Raw genomic sequence first — 21,737 nt, 5'->3', positions numbered from 1 at the left:
GGTTGGGGGCCGCGGCTTCCGGTACCGGCGTCGGCATCGGCTTTTCTTCCACCAGCTGCGGGCGCTCGTCGCTGGCGGCGCGGGGCGCCGGCTCTTCCATCCCGCTGGCCCCGTCGCCGGTGGACAGTGGCTCGGGCAGTGCCTCGAGCGGCGCGGCCTTGCCGGGCAGGGTGGGCTGCGCGGTGTAGAAACCGTCGTCTCGCCCGGCCCACCACACGATCAGGAACAGCAGCAGGCCCACGCCGAAGGCGATGGCGGCGTTGCGCAGGGCGGTGCGGGGCAGGCGGAAGGTGAAGTGGGGTTCGTGCGGTTGCGGGGCCGACATGGGAATCACCGGTGAAGTCCCGCCGATTCTTGCACAGCCGGGGTTAACCGCGCGGGCAGGCGGTCGCAGATGGGCGATAATGCCGGCCTCCCTCGCCAGACCGCTGTTTCCATGCTCGATCCCGTCCTGCTCCGCACCCAGCCCGCCGAACTCGCCCAGCGCCTCAAGGAAACCCGCGGTTTCGACCTGGACGTGTCCCGGATCGCCGACCTGGAGGCCGCCCGCAAGCAGATCCAGAAGCGCACCGAGGAGCTGCAGAACCTGCGCAACACCCGCTCGAAGGCCATCGGCCAGGCCAAGGCCAAGGGCGAGGACGTGTCCGCGCTGATCGCGGAAGTGGCCGGCTTCGGTGACGAGCTGAAGGCCTCGGAAGTGAAGCTGGACGAGATCCGCGCCGAGATCGAAGGCATCGCCCTGGGCATTCCCAACCTGCCGCACGCCAGCGTGCCGGTCGGCAGCGACGAGGCCGGCAACGTCGAACAGCACCGCTGGGGTACGCCGCGCACGTTCGATTTTCCGGTCAAGGACCACGTGGAACTGGGCGCCCGCCACGGCTGGCTCGACGCCGACACCGCCGCCAAGCTGTCCGGCGCGCGCTTCACCGTGCTGCGCGGCCAGCTGGCCCGCCTGCACCGCGCGCTGGCGCAGTTCATGCTGGACCTGCACACCAACGAACACGGTTACGAAGAGACCAGCGTGCCGGTGATCGTCAACGCCGATTCCATGCGCGGCACCGGCCAGCTGCCGAAATTCGAGGAAGACCTGTTCGCCACCCAACTGGGCGAGCACAAGCGCTACCTCATCCCGACCTCGGAGGTTCCGCTGACGAACATCGTCCGCGACGAGATCCTCGACGACGCCCGCCTGCCGCTGCGCATGACCGCGCATTCGATGTGCTTCCGTTCGGAAGCCGGCAGCGGCGGCCGCGACGTGCGCGGCATGATCCGCCAGCACCAGTTCGAGAAGGTGGAACTGGTGTCGGTCACGCGCCCGTCGGAAAGCTACGACGAGCAGGAGCGCATGACCCGCGCCGCCGAGACCGTGCTGGAAAAGCTGGGTCTGCCGTACCGCCGCATGCTGCTGTGCACCGGCGACATGGGCTTCGGCGCGGCCAGGACCTTCGACCTGGAAGTCTGGCTGCCGTCGCAGGACACCTACCGCGAGATTTCCTCCTGCTCGAACTGCGAGGATTTCCAGGCCCGCCGCATGCAGGCGCGCTGGCGCAACCCGGCCACCGGCAAGCCCGAGCCCGTGCATACGCTCAACGGCTCCGGCACCGCCGTCGGCCGCGCGCTGATCGCGGTGATGGAGAACTACCAGAACGCCGACGGCTCGATCACCGTGCCTGAGGTGCTGCGTCCGTACATGGGCGGCGCCGAGCAGATCGCCTGAGGCTTTGATCCCTTCTCCCGGCGAACGGGAGGATGCTGAGTCCTTCTCCCCGCGGGCGGGGAGAAGGTGCCCGAAGAGCCTGCCCCGTACTTGATACGGGGGCGGATGAGGGCCCGCTGTTCGCGCAGGACTTTCCGCGTTTGGATGTGCGCGCCTGTGGAGCGCAGGCTGCGTGGTCCTTCTCCCCGCTTCGCAGGGAGAGGGGCAGGCAGCCACAGCGTCGCGGTATCGGTGTCCTTCCAGCCCCCCCCCCAGCGGGACGAGGGGATGCGCAGGATCGGCGCACTCCTACACGTTCTTCTGCGCGCGTCCTTTGTCCGACTTCGCCACCTTGGCGCGCACGGTCGCGCGGCCCAGGTCGCGCAGCGCATCCTTACCCACCCAGCGTCGCGCCGGGTTGTCCGACGCCGCCAATGCGCTGGCATGGGTGATCGCTTCCGCATGCAGCGCGGCGTTGCGATGGCCGATGGCCCGCAGCGCCCAACTCACCCCCTTGCTGACGAAATTGCGTGCGTCGCCGGCGGCTGTGTCCACGTGAGCCAGTCCGGCGAGGAAGGGGGCATCGGGCGTGTGGCGGTCGTGCACCGCCAGGCCGGCCAGCAGCGCGAACGCCGCGCGCTTCTCGAACTCGCCGCGCCTGCGTGACCACGCCTCGATCCGCCCCCACGCATGCGGACTACGGTCGAACAGGTGCAGGCACAACGTGTCGCAGACCGCCCAGTTGTCGAACTGCCGGCACCAGCGGTCCATCTGCGTGACGGTGAGCTGCGCGGGGTCGGCGACGAAGGCGACCAGCAAGCGCGCTTCGTAGATGCCGCTGTCCCATAGCGGCTGCGCCAGGGCAGGTTGGCGACCGAAGCGTTTGCCCAGCGCCTGGATTTCGCGCATGGGTACACCGAGGGCGTGGGTGTCGGGGATGCCATAACGCGCCAGCCCGGCGCGATGGGCAGGGCGGGCGGCGTTCGTCAGCAGGGCGAGTGCCTGTGCCGGGTCGATGGAGTCGGGCGGAGACTTCTTCGCGGCCATCGTCGGGGTGCGGGGACGGGTGCCGGCAGCATACCGGTCCCGTCCCGCGACCCGGGGCTCAGGCCGCCTGTCGCAGCGGCGTCGGGATGCTGGCCAGGGCGGCCTCGATGGCCTCGGCCTTGTGCTGCGGCGAATAGGCCACGCGCTCGGCGCGCACGAATTCCACATCGGTGATGCCCAGGAAGCCGAACACCTGCTTCAGGTAGGGCGCCACGAAGTCGATGGCGGTGCCGGCGTACTCGCCGCCGCTGGCCTCGGCCACGATGACCTTCTTGCCGCCGGCCAGGCCGATGGGGCCGTTTTCGGTGTACTTGAAGGTGCGGCCGGCCACGGCGATGCGGTCGATCCAGGCCTTCAGCGTGGACGGCACGCCGAAGTTGTAGCGCGGCACGCCCACCACGATGACGTCGGCGGCCAGGAACTGCTGCATCGCGGCCTCGCCGGCTTGTGCGGCGACGGCATCGCCCCCACCCAGTACGGCGTTGGTCAGGTGGGGCAGCGGGTCGGCGTCCAGGTCGCGGTAGGTGACCTCCAGGCCGGGCACGGTGTCCTGCCAACGGGCTACGATGGCGGCGGTCAGTTGTCGGCTGACCGAGTTGGCGGCCAGGGCGCTGCTGTCGATATGCAATAGTTTCATGGTGGTTCTCCGGTCGGGATGCGGCCTCAACCGCGTTGGAGAACACTGTAGGTCGTTGCATTTGTGGGATAAACGTGTTCAAACGTCACTGATTGTTCTAAGGGTGGGCTTAATTCATGCAGCACGACCTCAATGACCTCTATTACTTCGCCATGGTGGTGGACCACGGCGGGTTCGCCGCGGCCGAGCGGGCGCTGGGCATTCCCAAGTCGCGCCTGAGCCGGCGCATCAGCCAGCTGGAAACCGACCTGGGCGTGCGCCTGCTGCAGCGTTCGACGCGCCGCTTCGCGGTGACCGACGTGGGCATGAGCGTGCACCGCCATGCGCAGACGATGCTGGCCGAAGCCCAGGCCGCGCGCGAGGTGGTCGATCGCCTGAGTGCAGAACCACGCGGCGTGGTGCGCGTCAGCGTGCCGGTGGCGGTGGCGCAGATGCAGTTGCCGAAGATCCTGCCGGCGTTCCTGGACAAGTACCCGAAGGTGCGGCTGCAGCTGCACGTCAACAACCGCCGCGTGGACATCATCAACGAGGGCTACGACGTGGCCCTGCGCGTGCGCGCCAAGCTGGACGACGACGGCAGCCTGGTGATGCGCAGCTTCGGCCAGATCCAGGAGCTGCTGGTCGCCAGTCCCAAGTACCTCAACCGCGCCGGCCGCCCGAAGATGCCGGAAGACCTGGCCGAGCACGTCACCCTGAGCATCAGCGAGGACGAGGCGCGTCAGCGCTGGGAGCTGCACGGCCCCGATGGCGAGGTGCGCCGGATCGAGCTGAATCCGCGCCTGGCCGGCTTCGACTTCCCGCTGCTGCAGTCGATGGCGAAGGACGGTTACGGCATCACGCTGCTGCCGGAGACGGTGTGCGCGGAGGCGGTGCGCAAGGGCGAGCTGGAGGTGGTGCTGCCGGAATGGAGCCTGCCGCAGGGCATCTGCCATGCGGTGTTCGCCTCGCGCCGGGGCATGCTGCCGGCGGTGCGGGTGTTCATCGATTTCCTGGCCGAGCACCTGCCGCAGCAGATCGAGTCGTCGCGGCTGGATTGCGGTGGCAAGTGTTCGGAGGAGAAGGACAAGGCCATCGCGATGGCCATCGACAACACCAAGGCCGCCAAGGTGAAGAAGGCCTCGTAAGCCACGGCGGCGGGGTTCGTGCGAAAATGCGCCACGGCCTGCAAGGGGCCGGGCGCGCCGCAGGGGCAGGGTGGCGATGCACCGCGACCAGGTCGCGGGCAGTTCCAGACAACGGAGAGATGGCCGAGCGGTTTAAGGCACCGGTCTTGAAAACCGGCGAAGGGTCAAACCTTCCGTGGGTTCGAATCCCACTCTCTCCGCCACTTAGGTAACCATGAATGTAGGATGGGTTGAGCGCAGCGATACCCATCGCTTCGGTGTGCCCGATCTTCCGCGACGATGGGTAGATCCGCTTCGCCGTTGAAAGCCGCTGCACTCTACTCATCCTACGTATTGGAGGAACCGGTCATGCATCGTCTCCTTATGCTGGCATTGCTCCTTCTGCACAGTGCCGCATGGGCGGCCGGGCCGCCGGCACGCGTCATCCTCATCGGCACCTACCACTTCAGCAATCCGGGCCAGGACCAAGCCAACGTGGAGTCGGTCGACGTCACGATGCCCCGGCGTCAGGCGGAACTGCAGGCGGTGACCGATGCCATGGCCGGGTTCAAGCCGACATTCGTTGGCGTCGAGTGGCCGGCTGAAGCGGCGCGCGACAACTACGCGCGCTATCTCGACGGCACACTGCCCGCCTCCCGCAATGAAGTCGTGCAGTTGGGATTCCGCTTGGCGAAGCAGGTAGGGCTCGAACGTGTGCACGGGCTTGATGTTCCGGGTGACTTCCCATTCGAACCGTTGAGCGCGTGGGCGCAGGCCAATGGCAAGTCGGGTGATCTGCAAGCGCTGATGGCGCAGGCCCAGGGCATCACGGCGCGCATTACCGCACTGCAGACAACCCGCAGCATCGGCGGCGTGCTGCGCGAGATGAACACGTCGCAGGCGCTCGATGAGGCCGCGAGCTTCTACACGGAGTTCCTGCGCTACGGAAGCGGCGAGCAACAGCCAGGGGTCGAACTCAATGCCGCATGGGCGAAGCGCAATTTCGCGATCTGCGCGCGACTGCTGCAAGCCCTCAAGCCCGGCGACCGCGCGGTGGTGTTCTATGGGCAAGGGCACGTGCCGCAGTTGGCGGCGTGTCTGCAATCGGCGCCGGGTGTTGAGTTGGAAGAAGCGGAGTCGTTTCTCCCGCCTTCCTGATCGTCAGTTGTCGCGATCGCTTTGTTCTACACTCAAACACAACGTTTAGCGCGGCCTTTCCCAATGAGTGCTCCATTCTTGATTCTGATCGTGGTCTCCGAGTTGATCAGTCTTTGGTTCTTGCGCGGTCTACTGAAAAGTTCTAGGTCGCGTTTGGAGAAATTTGCGCTGGCACTCGTGTTGATGGTCCCCGTCCTAGGGCCGTTTGTTTATGCTTTCTTGTCGGAGGATGTGCCCACTAATCATCCGCTTCTACGAGACAACGGTCCTCGTGGTCGCTTCACGCATAGCATGATCGGTATCGAAGCCGATCTGGCGCGCGCCAAGCAAGAGGAAGCGATTCGCTCTGAGAAGGATGGCGATCCATCCAGAAGTGATTAGCGGCCACCTAAGTGATGTCAGCGCCATTCGTCGCGTTGTTCTATCCATGCTCTGCTGACCCCTACGACTATCCGCTAGCACGTAGGATGGGTTGAGCGCAGCGATACCCATCACCGGCGCTCCCCGAAACTCGCGTCATCTCCCGCGCATCCCCAATCCTCCGTCAGGACCCCGTCACGCACAAAGCGATGGAATGTCGAGTAAGGCCAATCCTTGGCCCGCGCCACGAACCCGTGCTTCACCGGATTCCAGTGGATGTAATCCACGTGCCGCGCGAAGTCGGTTTCATCGCGCATCAGATGCTCCCAGTACCGTCGTTGCCAGATTCCACGTTCGCCTTTGTCGATGCGGCTGGCACGTCGATGTTCGCCGAGTGGTAGGTTGCGGGAGAACCAGGTCTTGATGAGGCGCCAGCGTAAAGGGAAGTCGGCATCGCCCCATGGTAGGGTCCAGATGGCGTGCAGGTGATCAGGCAGTACGACCATCGCATCGATGAGAAAGGGATGCCGTTGGCGTGTGTACCGGATCGCGTCGCGCAGCAGGTCGATGTGGTCGATCAGCAGGGTCCTGCGACGGTCGGCGAGATTGACGGTGAAGAAGTACGTAGCGCCGGGAACGAAGGTGCGGCGGTAGTTGGTCATCCTTGACCTCTCAGATGGCGGTTGATGGGTATCGCTTCGCTCAACCCATCCTACGACTTTTCGGTAGGAGGCCCTTGAGACTCGGGTCGGCTAGACTCCGATCACGCCTAAACCAGTCACCATCCACATGGCTCTGACCCCCACCCCCATCACCGCCGCCATCGCCGGCCTCTTTGCCGGCATCGTGATGCCGCTGATCTGGCCGAAGCTGGGGGACGAAACATTGAACTGGGTATTCGCGTTCCTGCTGGTCATCGCGCTGCCGATGCACGTGCTGGTGGTGGGCTTCAACCCGCCGCGCGAAGCGGGGCAGGGCGGATGGAACAGCGCGCTCATCAAGCGCGTGGCGGTGTGGCTGGCCGCCGCCGTGGCTGCCGTGGCGTTGACGAGAATCCTGTCGCTGTAACGCCGGTTGGCCTGGCCTACACTCGGGGCACACCCAACGGAAAGGGAAATCCCATGCGCAAGACCGCCATCTTCCTGGCATTGATGCTGGCCGCTGGCACCGCCCTTGCCGATACCTAAGCCTTCGGCAACCGCGTGGTCAGCAGCGGCGACAGCATCGGCAGGCTCGTCGAGATCGCAGGCAAGCCCGACCTCGTCACGCCACTGGAAAACGAATACGGCGCACGCGGAGGCGAAAACTGGACCTACTTCCGCGATGGCAAGACCATCGTCTTCACGATCGACACCCGCGGCAGGATTCTTCGCATCACCGAATCCCGCTGATCCAAGCGTTGCGCGGGCGTACAGCGCGTGGCGCTGCCGATATCGGCGGCGCATGCATCGTGCCGCCCCCCGTGTGCTGCTCAGGCGCGCGATGAACGCGTCGCGCGTATCACGGCGGCGATTTAACGTTCTTAACATCACGTTGACCTGCGCGAAGACGATGCGGACTACAATGCTGCATCGCATCAGTCGATGTCCGCGTCCATGCTTCGGGGACGGACGCACATCTGCAGCGCTTCTGCGCGTAGCGTGCCTCGCACGCGACACCCTGTTTCCTGCGCCGTTCCTGCGCCTCCTTCCGATGCGATGAATCCCCGCCGGCGTCCGTGGACGCCTTCGCGTCGTGCCTTGTGCGCGGCATCTCCCCACCCTGGAGTGCACCTGCATGAGCCTGTTGAAACAACCCGCACAACCTCTTCTTCTCGCCACCGATCTGGACGGCACCTTCCTGGCCGGTGATGCCGATGCCCGCAAACGCCTGTACCACCTGGTGGATGCCCATCCCGACGTCAAGCTCGCCTGGGTCACCGGTCGCGGGCGCGAAGCGATCCTGCCCCTGCTGGCCGACCCCGGCCTGCCCACACCGGATTATGTGATCTGCGACGTGGGCGCCACGGTGCTGCGCACCGCCGACATGCAGCCGATCCAGCCGCTGCAGTCGCGGATCGAGGCGCGCTGGCCGGGCGAGCACGTGGTGGCCGAGGCGATGCGCCGCTTCCCGATGCTGGTGCGCCAGGAAGTGCCGCAGGAACGCCGCTGCTCGTACTACTGCCATCCCGAACAGCTTTCCACGATCCAGGCTGAAGTGGAAGCCGTGGCCGCCTCGCTGGGCTGCGAAGTACTTTATTCGGCCGACCGTTACCTGGACATCCTGCCGCGCGGCACCCAGAAGGGCAGCACGCTGACCGCACTGGTGGACGCGCTGGCGCTGGAGCCGTCGCGCGTGCTGGTGGCGGGCGACACCTTGAACGACCTGTCGATGTACGGCGAGGGGTTCCCCGGCGTGTGCGTCGGCGAGTCCGAGCCGGCGCTGGTCGCCGCCACCGCCGACATGGACAACGTGTTGCATGCGGACGCACCGGGCTGCGGCGGCATCCTGCAGGCGATGGCGCACTTCGACCTGATCGAAGCCGACGCCTACGCGCCACCGATCCATGCGCCGGGCAAGGCGGAACTGGTGATGGTCTACCACCGCCTGCCGTACGAGGAGCACATCGTCGACGGCCAGCGCGTGCGCCGGCCGCACAGTTCGCCCAACGGCATCATCCCCAGCCTGCTGAGCTTCTTCGGCAAGGGCCAGCCGGGCTCGTGGGTGGCGTGGACGGTGGACGATCCCAAGGCGCCGCCCGTTGAGCCGCGCGCGCCGGTGGATGCCGAACGCTACCCGGGCCTGACGGCGGCGCACGTGCCGCTGACCAAGCATGAGGTGGACGTGTTCTACAAACGCTTCTCCAAGGAGGCGTTCTGCCCCGTGATCAACAGCTTCTGGGAACGCGCGCGCTTCAGCGAGGACGACTGGGCGCTGTTCAAGCGCGTCAACCGCCGCTTCGCCGAAGCCGCGGCGGCCGAGGCCGCGCCGGGCGCCACCGTGTGGCTGCACGACTACAACCTGTGGATGGTGCCGTCGGTACTGCGCGAGCTGCGGCCGGACGTGAAGATCGCCTTCTTCCACCACACCCAGTTCCCCTCGGCGGACATCTTCGCCATCCTGCCGTGGCGCCGCGAGATCCTGGGCAGCCTGCTGGCCTGCGACTACGTGGGCTTCCACATCCCGCGGCATGCGGAAAACTTCACCGACGCCGTGCGCAGCACGTTCCCGGTGGAGGTGACCCAGCGCGCATCGTGCGCGCCGCGCTTCATGACTTTCGGCTGCGCCGTGGGCGTGGAAGACATGGCCACCGAGCTGCGGATCGATGGCCGCATCGTCCGCATCGGCGCACATCCCATCGGCACCGATGTGGGCCGTATCCGCGCCTGCCTGGAAAGCGATGAGGTGGCCACCGACATCGCCCGCATCCGCGACGAGATCGGACAGCGCAAGCTGGTGCTGTCGATCGAGCGGCTGGACTACACCAAGGGCATCCTGCAGAAGCTGCATGCCTTCGAACGCCTGCTGGATGGCTCGCCCGAACTGCAGGGCAGGGTGACGCTGGTGATGGTGTGCGTGCCGGCGGCCAAAGAGATGACCGTCTACCGTCCGCTGCAGCAGCAGATCGAACAGGCGGTGGGCCGCATCAACGGCCGCCTGTCGCGGCTGGACTGGACACCGGTGCGCTTCTTCTCGCGCGTGCTGCCGTTCGCCAGCGTGGTGGCGCACTACGCGGCGGCCGATGTCATGTGGATCACGCCGCTGCGCGATGGCCTGAACCTGGTGGCGAAGGAGTTCGTCGCGGTGCAGGGCCTCAACGATGGCGATGGCGTGCTGGTGCTGTCGGAGTTCGCCGGTGCCGCCGCGGAACTGAAGGGGGCGGTGCTGACCAATCCGCACGACCCCGCCGATCTGGTGCGCAGCCTCAACCAGGCGCTGGCGATGACGCCGCCGGAGCGCGACGACCGCCAGCGCCGGCTGTACGACATCGTGCGCCATCACGATCTGTCGCGGGGGGGACGCGAATTCCTGGCGGCGGCGCAGGGGGCTTCCGATGAGGGAAATGCGGAAACGCAGACGCCGATCGCGGCGTAATGCATTTACGTTTGACGCGTCGCTTCGCGGGCGGCGATAGTCGGAGCGGATTCGGGACAGGAGACCCACCCCCATGCGCAACCTGCTGATGCGCAGCATGGCCTGGATGCTGATCGCGGCGACCGCGCTGGTGCTGTTCGGCCTGGCGCAGGCGCCGGAGCTTTGGTTGGGTCCGGGCGGGCGCTGAGACGCGCCACGACGGGCAAAAGAAAACCCGACCAGAGGCGGTCGGGTCTGAAAGGGGGAGTCCCCGGCTCCGGCCGTGCTGCTTGCTCAAGGCAGCGCCCGTTTCCGTTGCAGAGCGGCCGTTCGTGGCCTGCGCAGGGCGTGCTGCCGGGGACAGGGCGCATGGTCGCGCATCGTGTCGGGGCCCGCAGTCGGGCGTCGCCCCGGCGGGATGTAGGAAATTTCCTACCCTCTCGGTGCCGCGCGGCGTCAGCCGAACAGGGCGTTGACGGCGCCGTAGCCCATCGCCTGCGGGTCGGGCAACGAGGTGGTGTCCGCGTGCAGGAACTCGTCCACCTGCGCGGACAGGCGACCGTACATCGATTCGGCCAGCGCCGACCCCGTGCTAACGCGGCGCACACCGAGGGCCTGCAGGGCCGCCAGGTCCTGCAGCGCCGGACGCAGCATCACGTTGAGCGGCAACCCGCAGGCGTCGGCGACGGCCCGGATGGCGTCCAAGTCGACCAGTCCTGGCACGAACAGCCCGTCCGCGCCTGCCTGCCGGTACAACGCCGCGCGGGCGAGGGTCTCGTCTACCCGCCGTTCTTCCGCTGCGAGTCCGCGCAGATACACGTCGGTGCGTGCGTTGATGAAGACATCCGCCCCCTGTGCGACGCAGGCCTCGCGGATCGCACGGATCTTGGCGGCGAGCAGGTCGGGTGCGCCGGCGCCGTCTTCCAGGTTGATCCCGGCCGCGCCGGCGTGCACGACACGCAGCACCAACGCAGCGACGCTGTCGGGTTCGTCTGAGTAGCCGCCTTCCACATCAACGGTCAGTGGGACGCGGATGACGCGGGCGATGTGCGAAACCGCCTGCAACAGGACGTCCGGATCGAGCCGGTCACCATCGGCGTAGCCCTGTGACCACGCCAGACCGGCGCTGGTGGTAGCGACGGCGGCCGCGCCGCGCTGTTCGATCAGTCGGGCAGTGCCGGCGTCCCAGGCGTTGGCCAGGCGCAACAGGTCCTGGCGGTGCAGGTCGCGGAAACGGGCGGCGGCTTCGGATGAGGGCGGCATGCGGGGCGTCTCCTGGAGTGAGCGCACAGCCTGCCATGCCCGGGGCGTCAGCGACGCGATGGGCGGACGACTTCAGGGCGGTGACGGCCCGCGTCTCACGCGCAGAGCCGCCATCCTTCGAACAGCCGCCAGCGCCCATCGCCGCCTTCGATGTTGATGGCGTAGTCCAGGCCTTGTTGCTGGCGTTGGGTCGCCAGCTTCACGGCGTAACTGAGCGCCGCACCGCGGCTTGCGAAATGCAGGGGCGGCGATTCGTTGATGGACAGCGCGTACAGGCCATCCTGGGCGGGGGCGTGGAACAGATCGAAGGTCATCATGGGACTAAGACGGGTTGCTGCCTGTGACACAACCTACGGCTCGTCCCGTGATGCGGACGCATGCGCGCCGGCGCCCCTTTCCCCCGGGTTAAGCCATGTGCAACCCGCGTGAGAAATGTGCAGTGCGACTGAACGGCCTACCCATGGTCTTCGCACCGGCCCGCGTAGACCGTGCGCCAGTGGTCGGGCCGGCGGATCCACCCCCTCCGTCGCCTGCGCAACCCCTGCTTCCGAGCCGCAAGGCTGACACCCAGGGCACCACGAGAGAACCGAACGCAGCGTACCGGACACCCCCTGTTCCTTGCTGCGCCTGGCGGTGGACCGCGAGTCCGACACCGTCGCCGCCCGGAGAGCCAGGCGTGTTCTCGCCCCCCAACGCGAACGGGCCCGCAAGGGCCCGTTGGCATGTCCGCAGGGCGGTGTCAGGGCGTGGCGGATGCGTCCCAGGCGCGCAGGCCCTGTTCGACCACGCGCAGCGCATCGTCCACGCGGGCGCCGTCGACTTCGGCCGTGGTGTCGCGTTCGCTGTGGATCACCTGCATCACCTTGGGCACCTGCGTCGGCTTGCCGCCGCCGAAGACGGCGAGGATCGGATCGATCTCGTCACCGCCGACCAGCGAGAACGACACCGCCGGCCAGCCGGCCTTGAGGAACGCCAGGTGGTCGGTGGGTGGGTACTGGTCGCCGGGCGAGAAACCCAGCTTCTCGTGCTGGCTGGCCGCCCGCAGCGCGGCGACCAGCAAGCTGTCGCCTTCGGCAGCAGGTCGCATCATCCACAGCGTGTCGCCCCAGCCGAACACGTCGAAGTTGACGTACAGCGCGGGCCGCTCGCGTCCCGCGGTGGCGACCCACGCACGCGCGCCCAGCAGGCCCTTTTCTTCCAGGTCCCAGAATGCGACCTGCACCCGGTGGTTCGCCAGCGGCCTGGCTTTCAGTGCCTGCGCCAGTTCCAGCACGGCCGAGACGCCGGATGCGTTGTCGGTCGCGCCGTGGCCCACGTCAACCCGGTCGTAGTGCGCACCGATCAACAGCAGGGGCGCGTCCGCCGGCCCGCCCAGGTCGGCGACCAGGTTGGTTCCGGACTGGCCGTCCTGCTGGAAGTCCTCGCGTTTCCACGCGATGCCCAGTACATCCAGGCGCTGGCCGATGGCGGCGCCACGCGCGGCGGTGTCGCTGCTGGCGCTCACGGCGGTGACCTGGGTGAGCCAGCGGGCGGACACATCGTCGGCCCAGGCCGGCAGGCTGGCGAACATCGACAGGAACAACGCCGCGCTCAGGCGGCGCCGGATATCGGTCATGGTGGCATCCCCTCGGAAAACCCGAGTATGCCGCAGCCGCCGCGCATCCTCGACCCGCCTACACGCATGTAGTTGGGGCGCATCGCTACAATGTTAATTGCGCGGCGACGGATGGCCCGCCTACGCTCGACCCGTTTCCCGAAGGCATCCGTGTCCATGACCATCCGCGTTTTCCTGATCGACGACCACGCCCTGGTGCGCACCGGCATGCGCCTGATCCTGGGCACCGACGCAGACATCGAGGTGGTGGGCGAGGCGGAGACCGGCGAAGCGGCATTGCCGCTGGTGCGCCAGCTGAAGCCGGACGTGGTGCTGTGCGACCTGCACCTGCCCGGCTACAGCGGCCTGGAAGTCACCGAGCGCATCGTGCGTGCCGATCTGGGCGTGCGGGTGATCATCGTGTCGGTGCTGGAGGACGGACCCTTGCCCAAGCGTCTGCTGGAGGCCGGTGCATCCGGCTATCTGGGCAAGGCCGGCGACGCGGCCGAGCTGATCCGCGCCGTGCGCGAGGTGTCGCGCGGCAAGCGCTACCTGGGCAGCAACGTGGCGCAGAACCTGGCCTTGCATACGGTGGGCGGCGATGCCTCGCCGTTCGACGCACTGTCGCCCCGCGAACTGGAAGTGGCCATGCTGCTGACCCAGGGCCTGCGCCAGGAAGAGATCGCGCGGCGGCTCAACCTGAGCGCCAAGACGGTGAACACGCACAAGACGCGCCTGTTCGAGAAGACCGGCGTGCAGGACAACATCGCCCTGGCACGGCTGGCCGCGCAGTGGGGACTGACGGATCCCACGCGTTCGCTGTAGCGGCCTGCGGCGCGCGGGTCGTCAGTCCCGCCCATCAGACAGAATCTCTGTCGAGCCGCGACGATCACCGCCAGACCGAGAAGGGGCACCTGCTTTCGCAGGGACGACGGTAATGAGGGATGCGCCCTCGATCCCGTCATTCCAAGGGAGGCCGGAATCCAGCGTGGATACGTGGATGCGCGCTAGTGCACAGGCCGCGCCTGTGCCTTCTTTTCCATTTGCCCGGTACATGTCTGCAACGCGTCCACCATCGTATCGGCCAGTCGCGTTGCGCGGGCTTCCAGCGCAGTGCGCGCTTCGCCCTCGGTCGGCATGCCCAGTACGGCGATTTCGTAGCGGCTGCCGCCGTGCACGAACAGGCGGTGTACCGAGAGCGAGTACAGCGGTTCGTCAGCCACGTTCAGCAGGGGACGCGCAATGGGGAAGGGTTCGTCCGGATCGTCTTCGCCGATATTGAGCAGGCGCAGCCGCACCGTGGGGCCGAAGGGCGATGTGCCCGTATCGACGCGATAGCGGTCCGCCGACGCGACCGCCGTGACGGCGCGCGCCGTAGCGTATTCGCGCTGCAGCAGCGCCTGGTATTCGTCGGCGGGACTGCGGTCCTTCGGCACGGTGGACGTGACCACATAGGCGCTCAGGTCGTTCTCGTAACGCAGGCGGTAGAACGAGATCGCACCGCCTCCCAACGTGCCGTGCACGACATCCTTGGCAGGTCGAAACGGCGGCATCTCGATGCAGTACACGTCGAGGAATTTCCACTCAAGCAGAAGCGACTGCGCACCACCCGTGCCCTTCACCTGATAAGGGCCATCGGCCCATCCCCGGACGCTGCGTTGCTGGGCGTCGACCTGGAACGGCAGCGCGGTAGACAGAATGGCCGTAACGGCGATCAGGACATGCCGCGCGCGTGCGGGCAGGGTGGTTCGCTTCATGACAGGCATCCATGCACTGGGAACATGGGTCGACTGTAGTCGCATCGTTCCTCCCTTGCCAGCCCGCGCGAGAGGGGGCTGAAAACGACACCGGCCGCGCAAGCGGCCAGTGTCTCTTTCATCCTCCGGAAGAGGCGCAGCGCGTCAGGCGCTGCGTTCTTCGGTGGTGTCGTCGTCCTGCTTGTCGCTCTGGGCGATGTCGTCGGCGGGCTTGACCGGCGTGACGGCGGGCTCGAACAGGCTGCGGGTGATGGACGGCGGTGTGTCCGCATCGGCGACGAAGAACAGCGAGCCGGTGGCGGGCGTGCTGACCGGCTTCGGTGCGCCCGGGGCTGGCGCCGGCGTGACGGTTTCGACCGCCCCCTCGGTATCGGCGGTCGCTTCGTTGACCGCGTCGACCAGGTCGATCTGCACCGGCTCGGTGCGCACGACGGCGGTCACCGGGGCCACGTCTTCCGCGCCCGTGGCAACCGGTGCGGGGGTCTGTTCGATCGCGGGTGCCGGTTCGGCGGCGATCTCGGTCTTCACCGTCTGGACGATGGCGACCGCGGCAGGCGCTTCCTGCTGCACGGTGGCGACCACCTCGGGGCGGGCACGGGCCGCTTCGGCCTTCACGTCTTCGATGACCTCGACGGCGCGGGTGGCTTCGACGGCGACAGGCGAGGGCGCCTGCACCGGTGCCGCGTCCGCAGCGGGCGCCATCGCCGGTGCCTGCGCAGCGACCGCGGTAGCCGCGACGGGTGCGGCCGCCGAGACGGCGGGAGCGGAGGGTTGCGCCTTCTGCGCACGCGGTGCACCGGCCGCCGGTTCGTCGTCTTCGAAGTCGAACTCCGGTTGCGAACGGTCGGCGACAGGCGTGTCGTCATCGCTGCCCAGGTCGTCGGCGATCAGGCCGTCCTCGCCCGTGGCACCGGCTTCACCGTTGCCACGGCGGCGGCGGCGGCCACCACGACGACCACGGCGGCGGCGACTGCCTTCGCCATTCTCGCCCGCGTCGGCGGACGGCGTTGCGTCGCCCTCGACCGTGGCTGCCGGGGTTGCGTCGAGCTCGGCGGCAGGTGCGTCGGAGATGGGCGAACCGATGGCAGCGGGCGGGACGGTGCGCACGGCTTCATCCGTGGTGGCGACCACGATGGCGGCCGTCGTCACCGCTTCGGCGGCAACGGGCTTGGCGGCGGCATCCTGCTGTGGTCCGCGCGGCGCCTGCTGGCGCTGGCCCGGATTGTCCTGCGATGCTTGCTTGCCGCCCTGCTGGGCCTGCGGCTGCTTGGGTGTCTTGGGCTGCTGGCCGCCCTGCGGCTTCGGCGGCTTCTGGCCCTGCGGCTGTTCGTTGCGTGGCTTCTGCTGCGGCGCATTGCCGGCCTGGGCGTTCTGGCCTTTGTTGCGCTCGTCGCGACGGTTGCCTTCCTGCTTGCCGCCACGACCCTGGTTCTGCTGGCCGCGGTTGTCGCGGTTGTCACGACGGCCGTTGCGCTCACTGCGATCGTTGCGCTGGCGGTTGTCCTGCTGCGGACGTGCCTGCGGGGCCGGCGCGGTGGCTTCACCGCCGCCGAACAGGCGCTTGAGGAAGCCGACCACGCCGCCGGAGGCGGGCGCCGCAACGGCGACGGGCGGTGCCACGGGCGCCGGTGCGGGCGCCGGTGCCGGCACTTCGCGTTCCTCGCGCACCGGGGCAGGCTGGGTGTGCTTGACGTGCGTCACCGCCGGCGCGGCCGGGATGTTCAGCTGCGCCTTGGTCAGCGCGTGCACCGGCAGCTTGCGCGGCGTGCCGCGCTGGTAGCTGGGCTTGCTGGTCTCTTCGCCCAGTTCGTTCTGGCGGATGCGGGTGACTTCGTAATGCGGCGTATGCAGGGCTTCGTCGGCGACGATGATGATGGGGGCATCGTGGCGCTGCTCGATCTCGCGCAGGGCGCCGCGCTTTTCGTTGAGCAGGAAGTTGGCGATCTCCAGCGGCGCCTGGATCAGCACCTGCCCGGTGTTGTCCTTCATCGCATGCTCTTCGGCCACCCGGATGATCGACAGCGACAGCGATTCGACGCTGCGCATGCGGCCATGGCCTTCGCAGCGCGGGCAGACGATCTGGCTGGACTCGCCCAGCGACGGGCGCAGGCGCTGGCGGCTCATCTCGAGCAGGCCGAAGCGCGAGATGCGGCCGATCTGCACGCGGGCGCGGTCGTACTTCAGCGCGTTCTGCAGCTTGTTCTCGACTTCGCGCTGGTGCTTGTTCGAGGACATGTCGATGAAGTCGATGACCACCAGGCCGCCGAGGTCGCGCAGGCGCAGCTGGCGGGCCACTTCCTCGGCCGCTTCCAGGTTGGTGTGGAACGCGGTTTCCTCGATGTCGCCGCCCTTGGTGGCGCGCGCCGAGTTGACGTCGATGGCGGTCAGCGCCTCGGTCTGGTCGACCACGATGGAGCCGCCGGAGGGCAGGCGCACGTTGCGTTCGTACGCGCCTTCGATCTGCGATTCGATCTGGAAGCGGTTGAACAGCGGGATGTCGTCCTTGTACGCCTTCAGCTTGCGCAGGTTGTGCGGCATGACCTGCTGCATGAACTCGCGGGCGGTTTCGTACAGTTCGTCGGTGTCGACCAGGATCTCGCCCACGTCGCTGCGCAGGTAGTCGCGCAGGGCGCGCACGATCAGGCGGCTTTCCTGGTAGATCAGGAACGGGGCCGGCTTGGTCAGCGCCGCTTCGGCGATGGCCTTCCACACGCTCAGCAGATAGTCCAGGTCCCACTGCAGCTCTTCGGCGTCGCGGCCGACGCCGGCGGTACGGATGATCACGCCCATGTCGTCGGGGATCTGCAGGGCGTCCATCGCCTTCTTCAGCTCGGCCCGGTCGTCGCCCTCGATCCGGCGCGACACGCCGCCGGCGGTGGGCGAGTTGGGCATCAGCACCATGTAGCGGCCGGCCAGCGAGATGAACGTGGTCAGGGCGGCGCCCTTGTTGCCGCGTTCGTCCTTGTCCACCTGGACGACGACCTCCTGGCCTTCCTTCAGCAGTTCGCGGATGCCGGCCTTGTTGTGGTCGACGCCGGCCTGGAAGTAGTCGCGGGAGATTTCCTTCAGCGGCAGGAAGCCATGGCGGTCGGCGCCGTAATCGACGAAGGCGGCTTCCAGGGAGGGCTCGAGCCGGGTGATGCGGCCCTTGTAGATGTTGGACTTCTTCTGTTCCTTCGACGGCTGTTCGATATCGATGTCGTACAGGGTCTGACCGTCGACGATGGCCACGCGCAGCTCTTCGGCCTGCGTGGCGTTGATCAACATGCGTTTCATTGTGCGTTCCTCGCGCGCTGCTACCGCGCGGAACGCCATGGGGTTTCGCCTCTGGAACGTTGCACCGCCCCTTGCGCAGGCGCAGCGGGGCGGGTCGGGTTTCCAGCGCTACGACACCACGGCAGGCCGCGGGAGCGCTTTCTTTCTAATAGGTGTTGCGGGGCCGGCGGCAGCTTCCCTGGGGAGGGGGCGCCGCGCGGGACATGTTCAGCATCAGGTGCCGTCACGCACCCGGCGGTATCCGGGCCTGCCGATCAGCCGCTAACATGGCCGCCCCTGGGGCGGTGGCCGCGCACTTGCCGGAATCGCGGGGAGACGGGCTTCTGGCCCAACTGCAACTCCCAGCGAAATCAAACCCTTATCTCGCCCCCCGAGTTTAACAGATTACCGTTCATGACCCCTAGCCCCCCCTCGGACAAGCCGGCTGCCCAGCCCAAGACCGCCGTGCGCACCGTCACGGTGCCGGAAGACCGGGCCGGGCAGCGGTTGGACAACTTCCTGTTGGGCCAGCTGAAAGGGGCGCCGCGCAGCCTGGTCTACAAGCTGGTGCGCAGCGGCCAGGTGCGGGTGAATGGGGGTCGGGCCAAGGCGGAGCGCAAGCTGGAAGGGGGCGACGAGGTCCGTATCCCGCCCGTCAGTCTCACCGAGGTGGGAGAGAAGGTGGCCCCGCCTTCAGGCTTCCTGAAGCGGATGGAAGCGGCCATCGTGTTCGAGGACGAGCGGCTGCTGGTCATCAACAAGCCGACCGGGGTGGCCAGCCATGGCGGCAGCGGCATCAGCCACGGCGCCATCGAGACCATGCGCGCGCTGCGGCCACACCAGTCGCTGGAACTGGTCCACCGGCTGGACCGCGACACTTCCGGCCTGCTGGTGATGGCCAAGAAGCGCTCGGCGCTGTCGGAACTGCAGGCGCTGCTTCGCGAGGACAGCGAAGAGGGCACGCGCGGGATCGAGAAGCGTTACCTCACCCTGCTGGTCGGGCGCATGCCCGATGGCGTGATGAGTGTGGATGCGCCGCTGCACATCGGCCTGCGCCAGGGCGGGGAGCGGCACGTGCAGGTGCATCGTGATGGCAAGCCCTCGCTCAGCCACTTCCGCGTGCTGGAGCGGCGGGGCGGGCATTCCTACTGCGAGGTCCGCATCGAGACCGGCCGCACCCACCAGATCCGCGTGCACGCCCAGCACATCGGCCATCCTGTGGCCGGCGACGACAAGTACGGCGACCCGGCCGTCAACAAACGCCTGCGCGAGCAGGTGGGGCTGAAGCGCCTGTTCCTGCATGCGGCCTCGCTGCAGTTCGCGCTGGATGGGGGGCGTACGCCTTATGTATTGACGGCGCCGCTGTCCGACGACCTGGCCGAGGCGCTGGACCGGCTGAGCTGAGTGTCAGCCGCCCTGGGCGAAGCAACGGGTCGGCTTTTCCAGCACGGGTGGGAAGGTCACTGGCACGGTGATCGTGTGGGTGACCGGCTGGCCGTTGCGGGTGGCGGCACGGAACGTCCAGGTGCGCACGGCTTCCAGCGCCGCCCTGTCCAGCGCGGCATGGCCGCTGCTCTGCGCCTGTGCCACCTGCGCGGGCACGCCGTCCTTGTCGATAGTCACGCGCAGCACCGTGGTGCCGCCCTCGCTGTCGCACTCGGCTTCAGCCGGATAGGCGGGCGGCGGCGTGTCGATCGCGGCCAGTTCGGTGGGGGGGATCGCGGGCATCGCCGCTTCTTCCTGCTTCTTCGCGCAGGCGGCAAGCGACAGGGCCAGGATCAGTGTCGCCGTGAGCGGCAGGCGGGTCGGACGAAGGTCCATCAGGCTTCTCCCAGCAGGGCGCTGGCCTTGGCCGCGCAGATGAAGTCGTTCTCGCTCAGGCCGCCCACGTCGTGGGTGGAGTACCGTACGACGGCACGGTTGTAGTGCACGCCCAGGTCCGGATGGTGGTCCTCGGCATGGGCGATGAAGGCCAGCGCGTTCACGAACGCCATCGTTTCGTAGTAGTTCTCGAACGGGAACGTCCGCGACAGCGCGTGGCCGTCCTCCACCAGTTCCCAGCCGGGCACCTGCGGCAGCAGCTCGGCGATGCGGGCGGGCGGCAGGCGGTGCTCGCTGCCACGCAGCGGCACGCAGTGCGCCTGAGCGAGGGGGATCAGATCGGACATCGCGCGTCTCCTGGGCGGCCAGTCTGAATGAAGACCGACGACGGGCCTGTGAAGGTGAATGGCTGTCGGGCAGGGGGCTAGAATACCCGCATGATCCAGATTTCAGACAGCGCGCAGGCGCATTTCCGCAAGCTCATCGAGCGCGAGGCCCTGCCCGGACTGGGTGTGCGCCTCAGCGCCGTCCATCCCGGCACGGCACAGGCCGACGCACGGCTGGAGTTCTCGGAGCCGCGCGACCTGGCAGGCGACGAATGGGCCGTCGATTGCGACGGCTTCACGCTGTATGTCGACGCCGCCAGCGTGCATTGGCTGGACGGCGCCGAGATTGATTACGTGATGAAGGGTGCAAGCACTCAGCTCACCATCAAGGCGCCCCGCATCAAGGGCGAAGCGCCCGGCGACACCGCCTCGCTGGTCGAGCGGGTGCGCTGGGTGATCGACAACGAGATCAATCCGCAGCTGGCATCCCACAAGGGGCGCGTGGCGGTGGAGGAAGTGGGCGGCGATGGCGTGGTGTGGCTGCGCTTCGGTGGCGGTTGCCACGGCTGCGGCATGGCCGACGTCACCCTCAAGCAGGGCATCGAGAAGACGCTGATGGCGCGCGTGCCGGGCGTGACCGCAGTGCGCGACGCCACCGACCACGGGACCGGCGCCGCGCCGTACATCCCCCGCGGCAACGCCGCCTGACGGACGCCAGCGCCGGTGACGAACGCCACCGACGTCATCGCCTACCTGCTGCCGCGCAAGGCGGCCCCCATCGTCGAACGCCAGACCGGCCTCCCGTTCGGTTGGGGCCTGTGGTTGCGTGCGCTGCCCGAACGGCTGGGCCGCATCACCCGTGAGCGGGCCGATGCCGTGGTCGCGACGCTCGCCGCACGCGCCTCACTGCGCGGGCCGGATGCAGCACCGTTCGCGCCGGGGCGCTGGCGCGCATTCCGTTCGCTGTTCTACCAGGGGTGGGGACCGCCCCCGCGCGAAGAGCGCTGGATGCGCTGGCTGGCCGGCTTCAGCAGCAGCCTGCTGCACCTGCTGTTCTTCCTGTTCCTGTTGTGGGTGGCGTTGGTGCAGATACCGCCGCCGCCGGCCGAGCCTGGCGACAGCAGTCGCGTGCGACTGGAGATGATCGGCGACGGCAGTCCCGCGGAGCCGGGAGGCGAGGCGCAGGCCGGCCAGCCCGAGGCGGGGCAGTCGTCATCCGCCAGGTCCGCGGCGTCCGTGCCCGCGCCGCAACCGCCTTTGCCGCCAGCGGCGATGCCCGAAGCCGAGGCGGCCCCCCCTGCGACGCTGGCGATGGACGTGCCCCCCATGCCTCCACGCGACGTTCCCGTGCCCGAACTGGCCCCACAGCCGTTGCAGGTCACGGAGGTGCCCGAACCGACACGGGCCTTCGTACTGCCGCCGTCCACCGCGCGCCTGCCCGAGGTCACGCTGCCGTCCCTGCGCGAACCCGGGGTGCCTACGCGCGAGATCCCGGCGCCGGTGACGGCGCCGGCGGTGGTCCGTCGCGATCTTCCCGCGCGTGCCGATGTGCCGGCGGTGGGCCCGCCGGGCGCCCCCGCGGGGGGGCGGGGGAACCCGCGGCCCCTGCGCGGGCCGGAGGGCCCCGCGCCGCCTCGGCGCGCGGGCGCGGGCGCGCCGCGGCGGCG

The 21,737-nt window shown here is 68.1% G+C and carries 19 protein-coding genes, 1 tRNA gene and 2 pseudogenes; 11 read left to right on the top strand and 11 right to left on the bottom strand.

The genetic code is table 11. The features are described 5' to 3' along the window. Positions 1-325 (bottom strand): annotated as a pseudogene (locus CSC76_RS15955) (energy transducer TonB); the annotation flags it as partial. A gap of 111 nt (positions 326-436) precedes the next feature. On the opposite strand from CSC76_RS15955, the gene serS reads away from it, so the two are divergent. After that, the gene (gene serS, locus CSC76_RS15950; protein ID WP_162110961.1) at positions 437-1,717 is read left to right on the top strand and encodes a serine--tRNA ligase; all 1,281 of its coding nucleotides are present in this window, start codon (positions 437-439) and stop codon (positions 1,715-1,717) included. A gap of 288 nt (positions 1,718-2,005) precedes the next feature. On the opposite strand, the gene CSC76_RS15945 is transcribed toward serS, so the two are convergent. Continuing rightward, entirely contained in the window at positions 2,006-2,743 is a 738-nt protein-coding gene (locus tag CSC76_RS15945) for a DNA alkylation repair protein (RefSeq protein WP_162110960.1), read from the bottom strand. A 58-nt stretch (positions 2,744-2,801) separates the two neighbouring features. Further along, positions 2,802-3,380, bottom strand: a complete 579-nt coding sequence (locus CSC76_RS15940) for an FMN-dependent NADH-azoreductase (protein WP_162110959.1) — start codon at positions 3,378-3,380, stop codon at positions 2,802-2,804. 116 nt (positions 3,381-3,496) lie between these two features. Between CSC76_RS15940 and CSC76_RS15935 the strand changes: the two genes are divergently transcribed. From CSC76_RS15935 to CSC76_RS15925, 3 genes are all read left to right on the top strand, one after another. Next, positions 3,497-4,504, top strand: coding sequence for a LysR family transcriptional regulator (locus tag CSC76_RS15935; RefSeq protein WP_162110958.1), 1,008 nt, complete (start codon positions 3,497-3,499; stop codon positions 4,502-4,504). 113 nt (positions 4,505-4,617) lie between these two features. Further along, positions 4,618-4,707: transfer RNA gene (locus CSC76_RS15930), tRNA-Ser, on the top strand. Positions 4,708-4,852: 145 nt separating this feature from the next. After that, positions 4,853-5,641, top strand: a complete 789-nt coding sequence (locus CSC76_RS15925; RefSeq protein WP_162110957.1) for a DUF5694 domain-containing protein — start codon at positions 4,853-4,855, stop codon at positions 5,639-5,641. A gap of 491 nt (positions 5,642-6,132) precedes the next feature. On the opposite strand, the gene CSC76_RS15920 is transcribed toward CSC76_RS15925, so the two are convergent. Next, entirely contained in the window at positions 6,133-6,663 is a 531-nt protein-coding gene (locus CSC76_RS15920) for an REP-associated tyrosine transposase (protein WP_162110956.1), read from the bottom strand. 127 nt (positions 6,664-6,790) lie between these two features. On the opposite strand from CSC76_RS15920, the gene CSC76_RS15915 reads away from it, so the two are divergent. The 3 genes from CSC76_RS15915 (at position 6,791) to ggpS (ending at position 10,075) form a co-directional block, all read left to right on the top strand. Beyond that, a complete protein-coding gene (locus CSC76_RS15915) occupies positions 6,791-7,069 on the top strand; it encodes a hypothetical protein (RefSeq protein WP_162110955.1) in 279 nt (92 codons plus the stop codon). Positions 7,070-7,203: 134 nt separating this feature from the next. Then, positions 7,204-7,392, top strand: coding sequence for a hypothetical protein (locus tag CSC76_RS15910; protein ID WP_162110954.1), 189 nt, complete (start codon positions 7,204-7,206; stop codon positions 7,390-7,392). 385 nt (positions 7,393-7,777) lie between these two features. Then, on the top strand, positions 7,778-10,075 hold the full coding sequence (ggpS, locus tag CSC76_RS15905; protein WP_162110953.1) for a glucosylglycerol-phosphate synthase: 2,298 nt from the start codon (positions 7,778-7,780) through the stop codon (positions 10,073-10,075). Between the two features lie 435 nt (positions 10,076-10,510). Here ggpS and CSC76_RS15900 read toward each other — a convergent pair whose 3' ends face one another. The 3 genes from CSC76_RS15900 to CSC76_RS15890 all read right to left on the bottom strand — a co-directional run bounded on the left by CSC76_RS15900 (position 10,511) and on the right by CSC76_RS15890 (position 12,932). Then, positions 10,511-11,317, bottom strand: a complete 807-nt coding sequence (locus CSC76_RS15900) for an isocitrate lyase/PEP mutase family protein (RefSeq protein WP_162110952.1) — start codon at positions 11,315-11,317, stop codon at positions 10,511-10,513. A gap of 95 nt (positions 11,318-11,412) precedes the next feature. Then, entirely contained in the window at positions 11,413-11,634 is a 222-nt protein-coding gene (locus CSC76_RS15895; protein ID WP_162110951.1) for a hypothetical protein, read from the bottom strand. A gap of 422 nt (positions 11,635-12,056) precedes the next feature. Continuing rightward, positions 12,057-12,932 (bottom strand): M28 family metallopeptidase, encoded by an 876-nt coding sequence (locus tag CSC76_RS15890; protein WP_162110950.1) that lies wholly within the window; start codon positions 12,930-12,932, stop codon positions 12,057-12,059. Positions 12,933-13,088: 156 nt separating this feature from the next. On the opposite strand from CSC76_RS15890, the gene CSC76_RS15885 reads away from it, so the two are divergent. Further along, positions 13,089-13,736 (top strand): response regulator, encoded by a 648-nt coding sequence (locus CSC76_RS15885; RefSeq protein ID WP_162110949.1) that lies wholly within the window; start codon positions 13,089-13,091, stop codon positions 13,734-13,736. Positions 13,737-13,918: 182 nt separating this feature from the next. On the opposite strand, the gene CSC76_RS15880 is transcribed toward CSC76_RS15885, so the two are convergent. Then, a complete protein-coding gene (locus CSC76_RS15880) occupies positions 13,919-14,668 on the bottom strand; it encodes a hypothetical protein (protein ID WP_162110948.1) in 750 nt (249 codons plus the stop codon). Between the two features lie 144 nt (positions 14,669-14,812). Next, positions 14,813-17,944 (bottom strand): Rne/Rng family ribonuclease, encoded by a 3,132-nt coding sequence (locus tag CSC76_RS15875; protein ID WP_162110947.1) that lies wholly within the window; start codon positions 17,942-17,944, stop codon positions 14,813-14,815. Positions 17,945-18,337: 393 nt separating this feature from the next. Between CSC76_RS15875 and CSC76_RS15870 the strand changes: the two genes are divergently transcribed. Further along, entirely contained in the window at positions 18,338-19,327 is a 990-nt protein-coding gene (locus CSC76_RS15870; protein ID WP_162110946.1) for an RluA family pseudouridine synthase, read from the top strand. Positions 19,328-19,330: 3 nt separating this feature from the next. Here the strand turns inward: CSC76_RS15870 and CSC76_RS15865 are convergent, their stop codons facing one another. Both CSC76_RS15865 and CSC76_RS15860 read right to left on the bottom strand, forming a co-directional pair. Then, on the bottom strand, positions 19,331-19,744 hold the full coding sequence (locus CSC76_RS15865) for an energy transducer TonB (protein WP_162110945.1): 414 nt from the start codon (positions 19,742-19,744) through the stop codon (positions 19,331-19,333). After that, on the bottom strand, positions 19,744-20,091 hold the full coding sequence (locus CSC76_RS15860; protein ID WP_162110944.1) for a 4a-hydroxytetrahydrobiopterin dehydratase: 348 nt from the start codon (positions 20,089-20,091) through the stop codon (positions 19,744-19,746). The genes CSC76_RS15865 and CSC76_RS15860 overlap by 1 nt, the downstream gene beginning before the upstream one ends. Positions 20,092-20,181: 90 nt before the next feature. Here CSC76_RS15860 and CSC76_RS15855 point away from each other — a divergent pair, with 90 nt between their 5' ends. Further along, the gene (locus CSC76_RS15855; protein WP_162110943.1) at positions 20,182-20,778 is read left to right on the top strand and encodes an NfuA family Fe-S biogenesis protein; all 597 of its coding nucleotides are present in this window, start codon (positions 20,182-20,184) and stop codon (positions 20,776-20,778) included. A gap of 15 nt (positions 20,779-20,793) precedes the next feature. Further along, positions 20,794-21,737, top strand: a pseudogene (locus CSC76_RS15850) (hypothetical protein); the annotation flags it as partial.

Source organism: Pseudoxanthomonas mexicana, assembly GCF_010093385.1.
GTDB lineage: Bacteria > Pseudomonadota > Gammaproteobacteria > Xanthomonadales > Xanthomonadaceae > Pseudoxanthomonas_A > Pseudoxanthomonas_A mexicana.
The sequence above is the reverse complement of the archived record's forward strand: the minus strand, read 5'-3'. Positions and strand labels throughout refer to the sequence as shown.